Source organism: Cellulophaga sp. RHA_52, from assembly GCF_007827205.1.
In the GTDB taxonomy this organism is placed as follows: domain Bacteria; phylum Bacteroidota; class Bacteroidia; order Flavobacteriales; family Flavobacteriaceae; genus Cellulophaga; species Cellulophaga lytica.
This window is the reverse complement of sequence record NZ_VIRZ01000001.1, coordinates 2,922,687-2,939,645: the sequence shown is the minus strand read 5'-3', so window position 1 is coordinate 2,939,645 and position 16,959 is coordinate 2,922,687. Positions and strand designations below refer to the sequence as shown.

General features: G+C 31.9%; 15 protein-coding genes. 6 read left to right on the top strand and 9 right to left on the bottom strand.

Annotated features, from left to right (window positions below; translation table 11 throughout):
• Positions 1-20: 20 nt before the first annotated feature.
• Positions 21-764, bottom strand: coding sequence for a hypothetical protein (locus JM80_RS13045; RefSeq protein ID WP_144710472.1), 744 nt, complete (start codon positions 762-764; stop codon positions 21-23).
• A gap of 184 nt (positions 765-948) precedes the next feature.
• Between JM80_RS13045 and JM80_RS13040 the strand changes: the two genes are divergently transcribed.
• Both JM80_RS13040 and JM80_RS13035 read left to right on the top strand, forming a co-directional pair.
• Entirely contained in the window at positions 949-1,707 is a 759-nt protein-coding gene (locus JM80_RS13040; RefSeq protein ID WP_013622326.1) for a glycosyltransferase, read from the top strand.
• A gap of 1 nt (position 1,708) precedes the next feature.
• On the top strand, positions 1,709-3,130 hold the full coding sequence (locus tag JM80_RS13035; protein ID WP_034643861.1) for a glycosyltransferase family 39 protein: 1,422 nt from the start codon (positions 1,709-1,711) through the stop codon (positions 3,128-3,130).
• A gap of 35 nt (positions 3,131-3,165) precedes the next feature.
• Here the strand turns inward: JM80_RS13035 and JM80_RS13030 are convergent, their stop codons facing one another.
• The 3 genes from JM80_RS13030 to JM80_RS13020 all read right to left on the bottom strand — a co-directional run bounded on the left by JM80_RS13030 (position 3,166) and on the right by JM80_RS13020 (position 6,642).
• Positions 3,166-4,746, bottom strand: coding sequence for an FMN-binding glutamate synthase family protein (locus tag JM80_RS13030; RefSeq protein ID WP_144710470.1), 1,581 nt, complete (start codon positions 4,744-4,746; stop codon positions 3,166-3,168).
• 105 nt (positions 4,747-4,851) lie between these two features.
• Positions 4,852-6,132 (bottom strand): amidohydrolase, encoded by a 1,281-nt coding sequence (locus tag JM80_RS13025; protein WP_013622329.1) that lies wholly within the window; start codon positions 6,130-6,132, stop codon positions 4,852-4,854.
• A 48-nt stretch (positions 6,133-6,180) separates the two neighbouring features.
• The gene (locus JM80_RS13020) at positions 6,181-6,642 is read right to left on the bottom strand and encodes a GNAT family N-acetyltransferase (RefSeq protein ID WP_013622330.1); all 462 of its coding nucleotides are present in this window, start codon (positions 6,640-6,642) and stop codon (positions 6,181-6,183) included.
• A gap of 153 nt (positions 6,643-6,795) precedes the next feature.
• Between JM80_RS13020 and JM80_RS13015 the strand changes: the two genes are divergently transcribed.
• The 3 genes from JM80_RS13015 (at position 6,796) to JM80_RS13005 (ending at position 10,481) form a co-directional block, all read left to right on the top strand.
• Complete coding sequence (locus JM80_RS13015) at positions 6,796-9,117, top strand: ATP-dependent helicase (protein ID WP_013622331.1); 2,322 nt, start codon at positions 6,796-6,798, stop codon at positions 9,115-9,117.
• Between the two features lie 76 nt (positions 9,118-9,193).
• Complete coding sequence (locus tag JM80_RS13010; protein ID WP_144710468.1) at positions 9,194-9,796, top strand: zinc-ribbon domain-containing protein; 603 nt, start codon at positions 9,194-9,196, stop codon at positions 9,794-9,796.
• A 64-nt stretch (positions 9,797-9,860) separates the two neighbouring features.
• A complete protein-coding gene (locus JM80_RS13005; protein ID WP_013622333.1) occupies positions 9,861-10,481 on the top strand; it encodes an L-threonylcarbamoyladenylate synthase in 621 nt (206 codons plus the stop codon).
• Positions 10,482-10,559: 78 nt separating this feature from the next.
• On the opposite strand, the gene JM80_RS13000 is transcribed toward JM80_RS13005, so the two are convergent.
• From JM80_RS13000 to JM80_RS12990, 3 genes are all read right to left on the bottom strand, one after another.
• On the bottom strand, positions 10,560-11,411 hold the full coding sequence (locus tag JM80_RS13000) for an OmpA family protein (protein WP_034643856.1): 852 nt from the start codon (positions 11,409-11,411) through the stop codon (positions 10,560-10,562).
• Between the two features lie 73 nt (positions 11,412-11,484).
• Entirely contained in the window at positions 11,485-12,489 is a 1,005-nt protein-coding gene (locus JM80_RS12995; RefSeq protein WP_013622335.1) for a glycosyltransferase family 2 protein, read from the bottom strand.
• 37 nt (positions 12,490-12,526) lie between these two features.
• The gene (locus tag JM80_RS12990) at positions 12,527-12,973 is read right to left on the bottom strand and encodes a type I restriction enzyme HsdR N-terminal domain-containing protein (protein WP_013622336.1); all 447 of its coding nucleotides are present in this window, start codon (positions 12,971-12,973) and stop codon (positions 12,527-12,529) included.
• 26 nt (positions 12,974-12,999) lie between these two features.
• Here JM80_RS12990 and holA point away from each other — a divergent pair, with 26 nt between their 5' ends.
• Entirely contained in the window at positions 13,000-14,001 is a 1,002-nt protein-coding gene (gene holA, locus JM80_RS12985; RefSeq protein WP_013622337.1) for a DNA polymerase III subunit delta, read from the top strand.
• On the opposite strand, the gene JM80_RS12980 is transcribed toward holA, so the two are convergent.
• Together JM80_RS12980 and JM80_RS12975 are read right to left on the bottom strand one after the other, a co-directional pair.
• Positions 14,002-14,382, bottom strand: coding sequence for a DoxX family protein (locus tag JM80_RS12980; protein ID WP_013622338.1), 381 nt, complete (start codon positions 14,380-14,382; stop codon positions 14,002-14,004).
• 121 nt (positions 14,383-14,503) lie between these two features.
• Positions 14,504-16,915 carry a thiamine pyrophosphate-dependent enzyme gene (locus tag JM80_RS12975; RefSeq protein WP_075695518.1) on the bottom strand — a complete coding sequence of 804 codons (2,412 nt, stop codon included), beginning with the start codon at positions 16,913-16,915 and terminating at the stop codon, positions 14,504-14,506.
• Between the last annotated feature and the right edge of the window lie 44 nt (positions 16,916-16,959).

The following is a 16,959-nucleotide window of genomic DNA, read 5'->3' as shown; positions in this document are numbered from 1 at the left end:
AAATATCAACAAACATCACATTAGTTAATACTTTTCATATGCTCTCTAACGCGTAAATAAAAGTTAGCATAATCTGTATGTATTTTAAACAAAACAGTATTGTTATTCTGCGTAGTACTTTCTAAGCTAATACGCTCTGTAACAACATTAAACTTGCTAACTAGGCTATTTTGTAATGCAGATAAGCTAGAGCTTGTACTAGTTATAGTTAGTTTAGAGTCTATATTTAACTCTAGTATTTTAGATATTTTTTCAAGAAAATCTTCTCCTGTAGCGCTTACTTTTGTTTTTGATGCATCTAATATATTTTGCTCTGTTTCGGTAATTACAACTTCACCATTGGTTACTGCAATTTTAGCATTTTCACCTAAAGACTGTTTAGCGTTTGTTAATATAACAATAGCAGTAGAATCGTTTTTACTAAAAGAGTCTTCAATAATAGAAAGTTGAGATTCCTTAGCCTTTAAAGCTTCTAAAGTTCTTGCCATATTTTTAGAATTTTGACTAGATACTTGCGTAAAGTTTTTAAGATTAGTTAATAAGGATTTATTTGCATTTTGTAACTCTGTAGCTTGGTTTTTATATAAGTCTGCTTCTGCAACACTTACTTTTGCTACTTTATTAGCTTCTGCTAAGGCAATGTTGGTTTGTGAAATACTATCTTTTAGTGTCTGTATTTGAGCAATTAAGTCGCTCTTTTTTTGAGCAATAGATACTATTGTAAAACATAAAAGTAGTAGGGTAGATAGGGTATTTTTTTTCATAAAATTTATAAGATTTAAGTGACAAATTTAAACATTTAATTTAGCTTACAAATTAATTTTAATAAGTTGTGTTTTTAATAAATAATGGTATAGTTTCCTAATAATAACGTAAAGATGTGTGGTAATAATGACTGGCATATTGTTTTTTAATATCTTGCACACCAAAAATTAATTACTGTTGCATATGTCATATACTACCTGTGTAGTAATACCTTGTTATAATGAAGTTAAAGAACTTAAAAATAGAGTTTATGATGGCTTTTTAAAAGAAGATACAAATACGCTTATTTGTTTTGTAGATGATGGCTCTACAGACGGTACTTATACAGAACTAAAAAGTTTAGAAAAACAGTATCCAACCAAGGTTGTAGTTTATAAAAATCCCAATAATGTTGGTAAAGCAGAATCTGTTAGAAACGGAGTAAATTTTGCTTGTGAAAATTATGAAATAAAACTTGTGGGTTATTTAGATGCCGATTTGGCAACTTCATTAGAAGAGTTTTCTTTTTTAACCACTTATATAGACAATACTATTTCTTTTGTTTTTGGCTCTAGAATAATGAAGCTTGGCTCTACAATAGAGCGCAAAGCATCTCGTTTTTTTATTGGTAGGTTTATAGCTACAGTAATTTCTACAATTTTAGATTTAAAAGTTTACGATACACAATGCGGCTGTAAAATATTTAAAAAAGATTTGGCTTTAGAAGTTTTTAATAAACCATTTGTTTCTCGTTGGCTTTTTGATGTAGAAATATTTAATAGAATTGTAGTATTTTACGGTAAAGAAAAAGCTCTAACAAAAATGTTAGAAGTCCCCTTAAAGCGTTGGGTAGATCAAGGAGATTCTAAAGTAAAAACATCTTACTTTTTTCAGCTTTGGTTAGATTTATATAAAATTAATAAAATTTGCAAAAAGGGATTAAAACACAATAATAGTATATAAAATGACAGATAAGAAAACTACAGTAAATTATATGTTGATAGCAGTTTTGTCTATCGTTGTCTTCAGGTTTATTATTACAGGAGCAATACCTTTGTTAGATAAAACAGAGGCTCGTTATGCAGAAATATCTAGACTAATGCAAGAAACGGGAGAGTGGGTTGTACTACAAATAGATTATAACGAACCTTTTTGGGCTAAACCACCGCTATCTACTTGGATGTCTGCAATGAGTTTTGAGCTTTTTGGAGTAAATGAGTTAACAGCAAGGCTGCCATCATTTTTGCTAGGTGTTGCAATGCTTTTTATACTAGGTTACTTTGTTAAAAAAACAAAAGTATCTCCGTTAGTGCCAGCTTTAGTTTTAGTTACTACACCAGAGTTTTTAATTCATATGGGAGTGGTTTCTACAGATTCTGCTTTGTGTTTTAGTGTAATGTTAATTATGCTATCATTCTGGAAAAGTATTACATCGGACAAAAAAACAATTTGGAATTACCTCTTTTTTGTTGGCTTAGGTTTAGGTTTTTTAGCCAAAGGACCATTGGTGTTAGTTTTAACGGGAGCTCCAGTGTTTTTTTGGTTGTTGTTAGACCGTAAAACGTTTTTCTCTAACTTAGCTAAATTGCCTTGGATAGTTGGTTTGCTAATTACTGTAGTTATTGCGTTACCTTGGTATTTATTAACAGAACAAAGATCACCAGGTTTTATAGATTATTTTATTGTTGGTGAGCATTTTAATAGGTTTTTAAAGCCAGGATGGAGCGGAGATTTATATGGTCAGCCAAAAACACAGCCATTAGGTTTAATTTGGGTATTTATGTTGTCTTTTTGTTTGCCTTGGTTTTATATAGTATTGGCAAAAATAGTAAAGCTTAAAAAGCGCATTTTAGATGATAAGTATGTAGCGTTTTTATTGTTTTGGTTGTTTTGGACACCAATTTTCTTTACCATATCTAAAAATATTTTACATACCTACATTTTGCCTTCTACAGTACCAATGGCACTTTTAATTGCACATTGGTGGCCAGAATACAAGCATAAAAAGAAGGCACTAATTGCCTGTTCTATATTTCCTATTTTAGTTTTTATAGCAGGTGCAGGACTTTTGGTTACTGACCAATGGAAAGTATATATGAACTCTGATAAATTACTAGTAGCTAAATCTGAAGAATTAAAAATTGATAAAAACCCTCCTATTTTGTACCTTGATTCTAAAACATATTCTAGTCAGTTTTACAATAAGGGTAATGTTATAGACACTAGAGATGAACCTGCTAAAATAGATTCTATTTTAGAGGCTTATGATAAACTTTATATTTTATCGGATAAAAGAGAGTTTTACCTTTTACCTAAAAAGTACGTAAGTAAATTACAGGTAATAGATACAACAAAAAAAGCACGTCTTTATTTGTACAATAAATAAGCGCTTTTGCCATTATAATTTTAAAAAAAACGAGCCTATTTTTTAGGCTCGTTTTTCATATATTCTTTTCCGCCTAAGTGTGCACAATCATATAGTTCTTGCATGCCATTAAAAGGAACTTTTGCTTTGTTGTAGCCATAGGTAAAAGCTAAACTTCTATTTAGTTCATTATCGTCTAGGTTTACTTGTATATCATCCATAGTATATTGGCAAGGATGCTCATAACCAGAGGCGTGTGTAATTTCTATTAACTCTTTTCTAAAACTTTTAAAATATTGAGCCAAACGATCTGACTTAAGAGGAACATTTATGCCTCTTTGCAACCACTGATTTTGTGTAGCTATACCAGCCGGACACGTGTTTGTATGGCAAGATTGTGCTTGTATACACCCAATACTCATCATTGCTTCACGTGCAACATTTATACAATCTACTCCCATTGCAAATGCCATTGCAGCTTTTGCAGGGAAACCTAATTTACCGCTACCAATAAACACAATTCTGTCTGTTAGTTTTTTCTCTAAAAACAATTTGTATAAGCTAGAGAAACCATAAACCCACGGTAAAGAAACGTGGTCTGCAAAACTTGGCGGAGCAGCACCAGTACCACCTTCACCACCATCTACAGTAATAAAATCTGGTCCTTTACCTGTTTTTAACATAATATCTGCTAGCTCTTCCCACTGATCTAATTTTCCAATAGCTCCTTTAATACCTACGGGTAAACCTGTTTTTTCTGCTATTTCTTCAATTAAATTTACCAATTCTTGTACAGAACTAAAGGCTTTGTGTGTAGCTGGTGACAAAACATCTTTTCCTATTTCTACACCACGTATTTCTGCTAACTCTGCAGTAATTTTAGCTCCAGGTAAAACACCACCTTTTCCTGGTTTAGCTCCTTGAGATAATTTTATTTCAATGGCTTTAATACAAGGGTTGTTTTCTACTAAATTGGTTAGCTTTTCCATAGATAAATTTCCGTCTTCAGATCTTACTCCAAAGTAGCCAGTTCCAAAATGAAAAATTACATCTCCTCCTTGTTTATGGTAAGGAGATAAACCACCTTCACCAGTATTATGGTAAGCGCCACTTTTTAACACACCTTTGTTCATAGCTTCTACAGCAGCAGCAGATAAAGAACCAAAGCTCATTGCAGATACATTTATTGCAGATGCAGGTCTAAAAGGTTTTTTACGTTTATTGTATGCACCTATTACTTTAGCGCAAGGTAAAAAGGTTTTGTCTTTAGCGTTAGGATGATTTTCATCAATTTTATAAGCCATCATTTGGTTTTTAACAAAAATATGCTGGTGTGCATATACATCTCTGTCTGTACCAAAGCCTTCGTAATTATTTTCGCTTTTTGCAGAAGCATAAATCCATCCGCGCTCTATGCGGTTAAAAGGTAATTCTTCTCTATTGTTAGCAACAAAATATTGTCTCATTTCTGGACCAATACTTTCTAACATATACCTTATATGCCCAACAATGGGAAAGTTGTGAGAAATAGTATGTTTTTTCTGAAAAAAAATATCTCGTATAGCAACTAAAGCTAATACTATTAATACCCATATCCACCATGAGATACTAGATATAAAACTTAAAAAAGAATCCATTTAATTATGTATTTGTTAACTAAAGCCAAACTTATTATAAGTTTGGCTTTGTAATTATGCTACAAAAATAACCAAATCTGTGGTCATTTATTGTTAGGTTTAACGTTATTTATTTAAATAATCTAGACTCATTTCTGTTAGTGTTTTAACACCTAAAAGCATTCCGTTATCATCTATTTTAAAGTCTGGCGTATGGTGTGGGTAAGCTTCTTTGTTTCCAGGAGTCATTCCGCCTAAAAAGAAATAGAAACCAGGGACTAGTTCTTGAAAATATGAAAAATCTTCGCCGCCAGTAGTAGCTTTAGTTAACTGCACATTTTTATTACCCGCAACTCGTTGCATTGTTGGTAACATTTGGTTTACCAAGGCAATATCATTATACGTAATAGAGGTCTGACTTTCTACACTAAATGTTGCACTACCACCATAAGCTTTAGCAATAGTTTCTGTCATTTCTTTCATTCTACGTAAAATAAGCTCTCGCATATCCGGATTTAAAGTTCTTACAGTGCCAATAAGTTCGGCACTTTCTGGAATAATGTTAAAACGAACACCACTTGTAATTTTACCAACAGTAATAACTGCTGCTTCTTCAGTTAGTTTAGATTCTCTACTAATTATGGTTTGCAAGCCGTCTATAATTTTAGCAGAAATTACTATGGGATCTACACCAGACCAAGGTTGTGAACCGTGCGTTTGTTTACCTTTTACGTTAATAACAAAACGCTCTACTGCAGCCATTATACCCTCTGTTTTGTATTTAATAACACCTACTGGTGTACCAGAATTAATGTGTAATCCAAAAATAGCATCTACTTTAGGGTTTTCCATAACACCTTCTTTTATCATTAAAGCAGCACCACCTTCTTCTCCTGGAGGTGCACCTTCTTCCGCAGGTTGAAAAATAAACTTAACAGTACCATTTATTTTGTCTTTATTTTTAGCTAAAATCTCTGCAACACCCATTAAAATTGCAGTATGTGTATCATGGCCACAAGCGTGCATAACACCAGTTTCTACGCCTAAAAATGTATCTGTAACGTTAGATTTAAATGGTAAATTATTGCGTTCAGTAACAGGTAAAGCATCTATATCTGCCCTTAAAGCAATTACTTTACCTGGTTTTTTACCTTTTAAAATACCTACAACACCAGTTATAGCAACCTTAGTTTGTACTTCTATACCTAATGATTTTAAATGAGCAGCAATTTTTTCTGCAGTTTTAAACTCTCTGTTAGATAATTCAGGATTTTGGTGAAAATGATGCCTCCATTCTATAACTTTTTTTTCTATGTTTTTGTAATCGTTCTCTAACTTATAATTTTGTGCTTGTAGGGCAGAACCACAAAGCAAGAGTGTTAAAATAAATTTGTTTTTAGTTTTCATATTTATATAATTAGTCAGTTATTTTGGTTTTTTTATTAATCTTAAAAATTAGATTTCCATTCTCATATTTACTAAGTGTTTTTTAAATCCGGCTTTTTCATAAGCCCGTAAGGCAGCAGTATTTTCGCTGTAGACATCTAACCTAACTTCTGTAGTATTCTGTTCTTTTATCCATTTAAATAAAAAATCTATAATATTTTTATTTATTCCTTTTCCTCGGTATTTAGGGTCTATATACATAAAACCTAAATAGGCGTAATTGTTGTGTTTTAAATGTTTTTTAGCTTGTTTAATTGTTGCGTACGCAGAGCCAATTAATGTATTGTTTAGTGTTGCAACAGCTACAAGTGTGTTTGTATCTTCTAATAAATTTTTAATACTGTAATAAGAAATTGGATCTGGTTTTAGAGTTTTATCAAAAGGACGCTCGGCAGAAATAATGCCTTGCTCAAAAGATTTTAAAGTTTGCAAATCTTTTAATTCTGCTGCTCTAATTTTAATTTCTTTCAATATTTTTATGGTTTAAATTGTAGTATTCTCTAAAGATATTTAAAATTAAACTGCTATTAAATTTTATTGTTTATAATTATTAAAACTACTTGTTTTATCTGGAGTTAATTATGGTTAAATTTACACTTCTCTAAATTATATAAGAAAAAACAATTGGAAGAATTTATTGCCCAACTTAACGAGGCTCAAAAAGCACCTGTTTTACACACAAAAGGACCATTAATGGTAATTGCCGGAGCTGGTTCTGGTAAAACAAGAGTGTTAACATACCGTATAGCATATTTAATACAGCAGGGTGTAGACCCGTACAATATTTTATCACTTACGTTTACCAATAAGGCGGCAAGAGAAATGAAAGTACGTATTGCAGATATTGCAGGTAGTGCAGAGACAAAGAGTTTATGGATGGGAACTTTTCACTCTATATTTGCTAAATTATTGCGTTATGAGGCAGACAAGTTAGGTTATCCAAATAATTTTACTATTTACGATACTCAAGATTCTCAGCGTTTAATTGCATCTATTATTAAAGAAATGCAATTAGATAAGGATATATATAAGTACAAGCAAATACAAAACAGAATATCATCTTACAAAAACAGTTTAATTACTGTAAAGGCATATTTTAATAATCCAGATTTAATGGAGGCAGATGCAATGGCAAAACGCCCACGTACTGGTGAAATTTATAAAAATTATGTAGAGAGATGTTTTAAGGCAGGAGCAATGGATTTTGATGATTTATTATTAAAAACCAATGAGCTTTTAAACGTTTTTCCAGAAGTGCTTCAAAAGTACCAAAATAGGTTTCAGTATATAATGGTAGATGAGTACCAAGATACCAACCACTCACAATACTTAATAGTTAAGGCTTTATCAGACAAATTTCAGAACATATGTGTGGTAGGTGATGATGCACAGAGTATTTATTCTTTTAGAGGAGCAAACATTAGTAACATTCTAAACTTTCAAAAAGATTATGATAATGTTGCAATGTATAGGTTAGAGCAAAACTACAGATCTACGGGTAACATTGTAAATGCCGCAAACTCTATCATAGAAAAAAATAAAAATCAGCTTGAAAAAGTTGTATGGACCTCTAATGATGATGGGCCACTGATTAAAGTTCATCGTAGTATTACAGATGCAGAGGAAGGTAGATTTGTAGCGGGTACTATTTTTGAAACAAGAATGAACGAACAACTGCATAACGGAGAATTTGCAGTGCTTTACCGTACCAACTCCCAATCTAGATCTATTGAAGATGCTTTGCGTAAAAGAGACATACCGTACAGAATATATGGAGGTTTATCTTTTTACCAACGTAAAGAAATTAAAGATGTGTTAGCATATTTAAGGTTAGTAATTAACCCTAAAGATGAAGAGGCATTAAAGCGCGTTATAAATTTTCCGGGTAGGGGAATTGGGCAAGCAACTATAGATAAACTATTAGTTACGGCTAACCATTATGGCCGCTCTATGTTTGAAGTTATGGAAAACATAGATAAAATAGAATTAAAAATAAACGCTGGTACCAAACGTAGATTAACAGAATTTGTTAATATGATTAAAGGTTTTCAGATAATGAATAAAGGAGCAGATGCTTTTTCTTTGTCTGAACACGTAGCTAAAAAAACAGGTATTCTTTTAGAGTTTAAAAAAGACGGCACACCAGAAGGTATTGCCAAAATGGAAAACATAGAAGAGCTTTTAAATGGTATAAAGGATTTTGTTGAAGGGCAAATGGAACTTGCTGATGCAACAGGTAATATAGCAGAATTTTTAGAAGATGTAGCACTTGCTACAGATTTAGATAATGATAAAGGTGATGATGACCGTGTTGCACTTATGACCATACATATGGCAAAAGGGTTAGAGTTTCCGCACGTATTTATTGTTGGTATGGAAGAAGACTTGTTCCCATCTGCAATGAGTATGAATACGCGTACTGAGCTTGAAGAGGAGCGAAGATTATTTTATGTAGCTTTAACCAGAGCAGAAAAACAAGCTTATTTAACATATACAGAAAGTAGATATCGTTGGGGTAAATTAGTAGATGCAGAGCCAAGTAGATTTATAGAGGAGATAGATGAAAAGTATATAGAAAACCTAACTCCGGTAAGTAATTATAAATACAAATCTTTAATAGATAAAAATATTTTTGGTGAAGTAGATAAAAGTAAACTTAGACAAGTTAAACCTGTTTCAGGTATACCACCAAGTGCCCCTAAACCAAATGAAAACCAACTACGTAAGCTACGTAAACTAAAACCAGAACTTGCGCAGCCAATAGCAAATAATGCCAACCTAGATCCTAATTTGGTAGAAGGTGCAGCAGTTAACCATACTAGGTTTGGTAGGGGAGTTATACTTAAAATTGATGGTGTAGGTAACGATAAAAAAGCAGAAATTAAGTTTGATAAAGGTGATATTAAAAAACTTTTACTACGTTTTGCTAAGTTAGAAGTACTGTAAACAGGGATGTAATTTTCCTACTAAATAGTTTTATTTGTGTTATATTTATTACAAATAACCACCAATTTTTTTTAGTATGATATTTTACGGATCTAATTCATCGCAATTAAAGTCTAAGTTAACAAGGCAAATACCTTGTGCTAACTGTAATGAGAGTGCAAAATTTAATGTAGAAGTTTATGGCAAGTACGCCCATTTGTATTGGATACCTATTTTTCCAATAGGTAAAACAGGTGGTGCAGTATGTACCAATTGTAATACTGTTTTTGAGCCAAAGCAAATGGACCATAATTTAAAATTAGAATACCAAAATGTTAAAGACGAAGCTAAAACATCAATAAGACATTTTTCTGCATTATTTATTATTGCTATATTAATTACAGGATTAAGTGTTTCTTCATTTTTAGATGGTAAAAACTCTGAAGAATATATAGCACACCCTATGGTTAACGATTTGTATGAGTTTAAAACTGAAGCTAATTATTATTCTACAATGAAGATTTCTTCTATATCAGATAGTATATACTTTAAGTTTAATGAATATGAAACCAATAAAAAGTCTGGAATTTCTGAAATTGATATACCAAAAAATTATGAAGAGCAAGAATATGGGTATACAACAAAAGAGTTGCAAGGACTGTTTAAAGACAATATTATTTACGAGGTAAAAAGAAACTAAGTGTATTGTAAGGTTTTTTATAATACTAAGACTTATTTTTATCTGTTATTAAATACATAAAATTATGGCTCAGTTTATTAAAATATACCCAGAGAATCCTAATGCAGATGCAATTAAAAAAGTTGTAGATGTTTTAAAAAAAGGAGGTTTGGTTATATATCCTACAGATACTGTTTACGGTCTAGGTTGTGATATAACCAATACTAAGGCTTTAGAGAAAATAGCACGTATTAAAGGAGTTAAGCTTGCCAAAGCTAATTTTTCATTTATTTGTGCAGACCTTAGCAATTTGTCTGAGTATGTAAAACAAATTGATACAGCTACATTTAAAATTTTAAAAAGAGCATTACCAGGGCCTTATACTTTTATATTGCCTGGTAATAATAATTTACCTAAAGATTTTAAAAAGAAAAAGACTGTAGGTATACGTGTGCCAGATAATTCTATAGCAAATGCAATGGTACAAGCACTAGGAAACCCAATAGTGTCTACATCTATTAGAGATGAAGATGAGTTGTTAGAATATACTACAGACCCAGAATTAATTTATGAAAAATGGGATAATTTAGTAGACATTGTTATAGATGGTGGTTACGGAGATAATACGGCATCTACTGTGGTAGATTTATCTGATGGCGAACCAGAGATAATAAGAGAAGGTAAAGGAAGTATAGATATATTTTAATTGTAAATAAAATATAAGTTAAGAATAAAAAAAGCCTCGCATTATGCGAGGCTTTCTTATTATAAATAATAATTAATACTATTTGTTTATTGCAGGATCTTTCATTCCTTCTTCAATCATACTGTAAAACTGATCAATTTTAGGAAGTACTACAATTCTTGTTCTTCTGTTTCTAGCTTTATCTGTAGAAGATACTGGTATGTATTGAGATCTACCTGCAGCCGTCATACGCTTAGGATCTACTCCGTACTCATTTTGTAATATACGAACTACAGCAGTTGCACGCTTAACACTTAAATCCCAGTTGTCTAATAAAACACCTTTTCTGTAAGGTACAGCATCTGTGTGTCCTTCTACCATAAATTCAAAATCTGGCTTGTTATTTACAACTTGTGCAACTTTACCTAATACTTCTTTAGCTCTTGTTGCTACATTGTAGCTACCGCTGCTAAATAATAATTTATCAGATATAGATACAAAAACCACACCTTTTTCTACGCTAATTTCAATATCCTCGTCATCTAAATTACCAAGAACACCTTTTAAACTCTGTACTAATGAAAGGTTTACAGAATCTCTACGTGTAATTGCATCGTTTAATTTACGTATTGTTAAATCTTTTTCTTTTAAACTTTCTAATGACTTTTCTAAGTTTTCAGCACCTTTCGCAGACAAATCTGTTAGGTTACCCATATTATCTACTAACACTTGGTTGTTGGCTTTAAGAAAATCGTTTTGGTCTTCTAAAGTTCTTAACCTTGCATCTGCAGTAGCTTTTTCTTCTATACAGCTATTAAGCTTAACCGTTGCTGAATTTAATAAATCTTCAGTTTCTTTATTTTTTGCCTCTAACTCCGCATATTTCTTTTGCGATACGCAAGAAGATAATAATATTGTAGCTCCTAAAGCGCCTAAAAAAATCTTTTTCATATTCATATTACTATTAATTGTTATTTGTTTCAAAATTATATAAAATGTTCTATCTAATGGTACTACAATTTAGTTAATCTTTTACTAAATTGTTAAATTCCTTATAACCATTTACGAAATAAGACCACACAACGGATTTAATTAAATAATATTTTTTTGTTCTACTGTTTAACTCTTTCTTTTTTAGTGTTTTAGGTAAATTCCAATAAAAACTAAAATGTGCCTTAACAATTGCTAAACAATGTGTAAATCTCATTTGCGATAAAAATCGTAAACCTGCTATACCATCCAACAATAACCTTGCCATAACTATAAAAAATGCCTTATAAATTGGTATATTTTTTACAATACTGTAAAGTGAATTTCTAAAGTTTAAAAATGTCTTTTTTGGATTCATTTCATTAAGAGTAGACCCGCCTAAATGGTAAACTGTAGAAGCACCAACATACATAATTTCTAGGCCTTTGTTTTGTGCACGCCAACATAAATCTATTTCTTCTTGGTGCGCAAAGTAATCTTCATCAAAACCACCTAAATTAAAAAAAGTAGCTTTACGTATAAATAAGCAGGCACCACTTGCCCAAAATATTGGCAAATTGTCATTGTATTGTCCTTTATCTTCTTCTAATGTGTCAAAAATTCTACCTCTACAAAACGGATAGCCAAAACTGTCTAAAAAACCACCTGCAGCACCGGCATATTCAAAATGAGACTTCTTTTTTAAGTCTAAAATTTTTGGTTGTATTATAGCAGTGTTTTTATTTTCATTAAAATAGTTTTCAATAGGAGTTAACCAGTTAGGTGTAACTTCTACATCTGAATTAAGTAAGCAAAATATATCTTCTTTTACATTTGGTAACGCATCATTATACCCTTTTGCATAACCTCCATTGCTTGTGTTTTGTATAATTTTTACACCAGGAAAATTCTCTTTTACATAGCGTATAGATGTATCTGTAGAAGCATTGTCTGCTACATAAATTTTATGGTTGTTAGAGTGTTTTATAACTAATGGCAAAAAACGTTCTAATAGTTGTACGCCATTCCAGTTTAAAATAACAACAGCAATTTTAGGCATAATGTATATCTTACTTTATCTAAGTTCTTTTACAAATTTAACGGTTAAAATCAGGAATATCACGTAAAAACGTATAATTATCTTCGGTACTATTTGTTTTGCAATAAAAATGATTTAATCCGTTAGTAACCATTAAATAATTTGCATCTAATTGCATATTGTAACGTGCAATTTGGTCAAAAGTAGCTTGTGTAATTGTTATTTCTGGAGCTTTACATTCTACCAAAATGTTAATGTTTCCATTTGGTTTAAAAACAACAACATCATATCTTTTTTTTAAGTCATTAATTACCAGTTGCTTTTCTACATTAATAAGGCTAATTGGGTATTTTTTTTGATGAATAAGATGATGTACCACATGTTGCCTAACCCATTCTTCAGGTTGTAAAACCACAAACTTTTTTCGTATTACATCAAAAATATAGACTTTATTTTCGCTATTTTTGAAACGGAAGTTGTGCGTGGAAAAATTTAGCTTCTGCATACTGCAAATTTGATGATTTTTTTTAAATGGACGAAGTAAAAAAACTAATCTCCGATATAAAAAACGGAAACGTAAAACCTATATATTTTTTAATGGGAGAGGAGTCTTACTATATAGATAAGATATCTGAATATATTGAAAAAACTGTGTTAACAGAAGAGGAGCGTGGTTTTAACCAAATGGTATTGTATGGTAAGGATGTAACTATAGATGACATTGTTTCTAATGCCAAGCGTTACCCAATGATGGCAGAAAAGCAAGTTGTAGTTGTAAAAGAAGCGCAACATTTATCTAGAACAATAGATAACTTAACAAGCTACGCTAACAACCCACAACTAACCACGGTACTGGTAATTTGTTATAAGTATGGTAAGTTAGATAAGCGTAAAAAATTGTATAAAGCTGTACAAAAAACTGGTGTTTTGTTTGAAAGTAAAAGTTTGTATGAAAACAAAGTTGCAGACTGGATAATGAAAGTGTTAAAAGGCAGTGGTTATACAATTACACCTGTTGCTGCGCAGTTGCTTGTAGAGTATTTGGGTACCAGTTTAAGTAAAATTAATAACGAGTTAGAAAAGCTAAAAATAGTTATTACAAAAGATACGCAAATTACACCTGCAACCATAGAGGAACATATTGGTATTAGTAAGGATTTTAATAATTTTGAGCTTAAAAAGGCAATAGGCGAGCGTAATACTTTAAAAGCAGCGCGTATTATAAACTACTTTGCACAAAACCCAAAGGATAACCCGTTTGTGGTAACAGTAACCGTGTTGCATACTTATTTTACGCAAATACTACAGTACCACGGATTAAAAGACCATTCTAAAAGCAATGTAGCTAAAGTGTTGGGTGTAAATCCATATTTTGTTAATGAATACCAAACAGCAGCCAGAAATTTTCCAATGAAAAAAGTTAGTGGAATAATATCTGCTTTACGAGATTTAGATTTAAAGGGAAAAGGTGTAGGTGCCTATAATATGTCTCAGGCAGACTTACTAAAAGAGCTTTTGGTAAAAGTTTTTTAATTATTTACCGTCTACACTAAATCTACCAGGACCTAAAAGAAATATAATCATAAAAAACAGAAGGTAAAGTACAGCCATTTCTTTTACACTAAAAGGATCTGCAGCGTGTTGTACAAATGCAGCAATTAACATTGTTACAGCAGCTGGTACAGCAAACCATCTTGTTTTGTACCCTAATATTATAAAAATTGGACATAAAACTTCACCAATTACCGCTAAAAATAAAGAAGGACTAGCTCCTATACCAATTGGGTCTGGAAATTTTATTTCATCGCCACTAAAAAAGTTTTGTAATTTAGGTATTCCGTGTGTAAGCATCATTGCAGATGGCGCAATACGCAAAAGCGCCAATCCTATATTTGTCTTTATATTATCTCTCATTCTATTTGGCTCCGGGGATATAAATATCTATGTATTCCAAATTTAGAAATATTTTTTTAATACACGAAAAATAACAACTAATAAAAGAATAAAATTAGACAAAAAGTGTTATTTACAACAATTACCTAAGTTTTGGAAAACTGCTAGGATTAGCTTCATGCATTATAGCGTATATTTTTTCAAATATATCTTCTGCATTAGGCTTAGAAAAATAGTCACCATCTGTTGCATATGCAGGTCTATGGGCATTAGCAGTTATTGCTTGTGGCATACTGTCTAAATACTTGTAAGCTCCTTGTTTTTCTGTTATTTCTTGTAGTAAATAAGCAGAGCATCCTCCTGGTACATCTTCATCAACAACTAGTAATCTGTTGGTTTTTTGCACACTTTTTACCACATCATGATTAATATCAAAAGGTAGTAAACTTTGAGCATCTATTACTTCTATATCTATTCCAACCTCTAACAATTCTTTTGCTACTTGTTGTACAATACGTAGTGTAGACCCATAAGATAATACGGTTATGTCTGTACCCTCTTTTACCGTTTCTACAACTCCAATAGGAGTACAGTGTTCTCCTAAGTTAGCTGGCTTATCTTCTTTTAATCTGTAGCCATTTAAGCACTCTATTACCAAAGCAGGCTCATCAGACTTTAATAAGGTGTTATAAAAACCTGCGGCTTTAACCATGTTACGCGGTACAAGAATATGCATACCTCTTAACAGGTGTATAAAACCACCCATTTGTGATCCAGAATGCCATATACCTTCTAACCTGTGTCCTCTAGTTCTAATTATTAAAGGAGCTTTTTGTTTACCAACAGTACGGTATAGTAGTGTTGCTAAATCATCACTTAATGTTTGCAATGCATACATTAAATAATCTAAATATTGAATTTCTGCTATAGGTCTTAATCCTCTTAAAGCCATACCAATTCCTTGGCCAATAATAGTAGCTTCTCTAATACCAGTATCTGCAACTCTATGTTCTCCGTATTTAGCTTGTAAGCCCTCTAGTCCTTGATTTACATCTCCAATAGCACCAGCATCTTCACCAAATATTAAAGTGTTAGGGTTGTTCCCAAAAATGTGATCAAAATTATCTCTTAGTATTACTCTACCATCTACAGATTCTGGGTTTTCATCATAAACTGGTTTAACCTCTTCTATATTTGTAGCTTTGTTAGGTAAATTACTATATAAATGAGAGCTGTACTTAGGTTGCATTTCATTTAAATAGTTTGTAATCCAGTTTGTTAAAGCCTGTTTCTCAGGTGAGTTTTCACCAATTAAATAACGTAAAGCTTTTCTGGCACTAGATGCTAAATCTCTTTTAATTGGTTCTTCTATTGCAATTAAATCGTTTTTAATTTTTGCAATAAAATTTTTGTTAGGGCTTTTGCTAGCAGCATTATCTAAAACAACAACTAAAGCTTTTTTTTCTTCTTTATTAGGGTTAATAAATTCTGCCCAAGCTTCTTTTTTGGCAGTACGTACTTCCTTTTTAGTTTCTTTATCTATAGCGTTCAGTTCTTCTTCTGTAGCTATGTTATTTTCTATAATCCACTCTTTAAAACGTTTGTTACAATCGTTTTCCTTTTCCCACTCTAGTCTTTCAGGAGATTTGTATCTTTCATGTGAACCAGAAGTAGAGTGCCCTTGAGGCTGTGTTAATTCTTTTACGTGAATAAGTACAGGAACGTGTTCTGTTCTTGCAATTTCAGAAGCATTCTCGTAAGCGTGAATTAATGCGGTATAATCCCAGCCGTTAACTTTTATAATTTCATAACCCTTATTATTTTCATCTCTTTGAAAACCTTTAAGAATTTCAGAAATATTTTCTTTTGTAGTTTGGTGTCTTGCGTGTACAGATATACCGTAAGCATCATCCCATACACTAATTACCATAGGTACTTGTAAAACACCAGCAGCATTTATAGTTTCAAAAAAGTGTCCTTCACTTGTGCTTGCATTACCAATTGTACCCCAAGCAACTTCATTACCGTTGTTTGAAAAATTGGTTGCATCTATACCTGAGACATTTCTGTAAATTTTAGACGCTTGTGCCAAACCTAATAACCTAGGCATTTGCCCAGCAGTAGGAGAAATATCTGGACTACTATTTTTTTGTTCTGTTAAGTTTTTCCAACTACCATCTTCGTTTAAACTATGTGTACCAAAATGACCACCCATTTGTCTACCGGCACTCATAGGGTCTTTGGTAATATCTGTGGTAGCATATAAACCATGAAAAAACTGCTTAGCGTTTAATAAACCTAAAGCCATCATAAAAGTTTGGTCTCTATAGTACCCACTTCTAAAATCGCCGTTTTTAAAAGAACGTGCCATTGCTAATTGTGGAAGCTCTTTACCGTCACCAAATATTCCAAATTTAGCTTTACCAGTTAAGACTTCTCGTCTCCCTAACAAGCTGCACTCCCTACTTAATACGGCTATTTCATAATCTTTAATGATTTGCGATTTAAAATCGTCGAAAGAAATATCGTCTTTTGTTTGTGGTTTTACGCTCATAGCTTACGAAGTTATATTTCTGCAAAAGTACCAAATTTGATTGG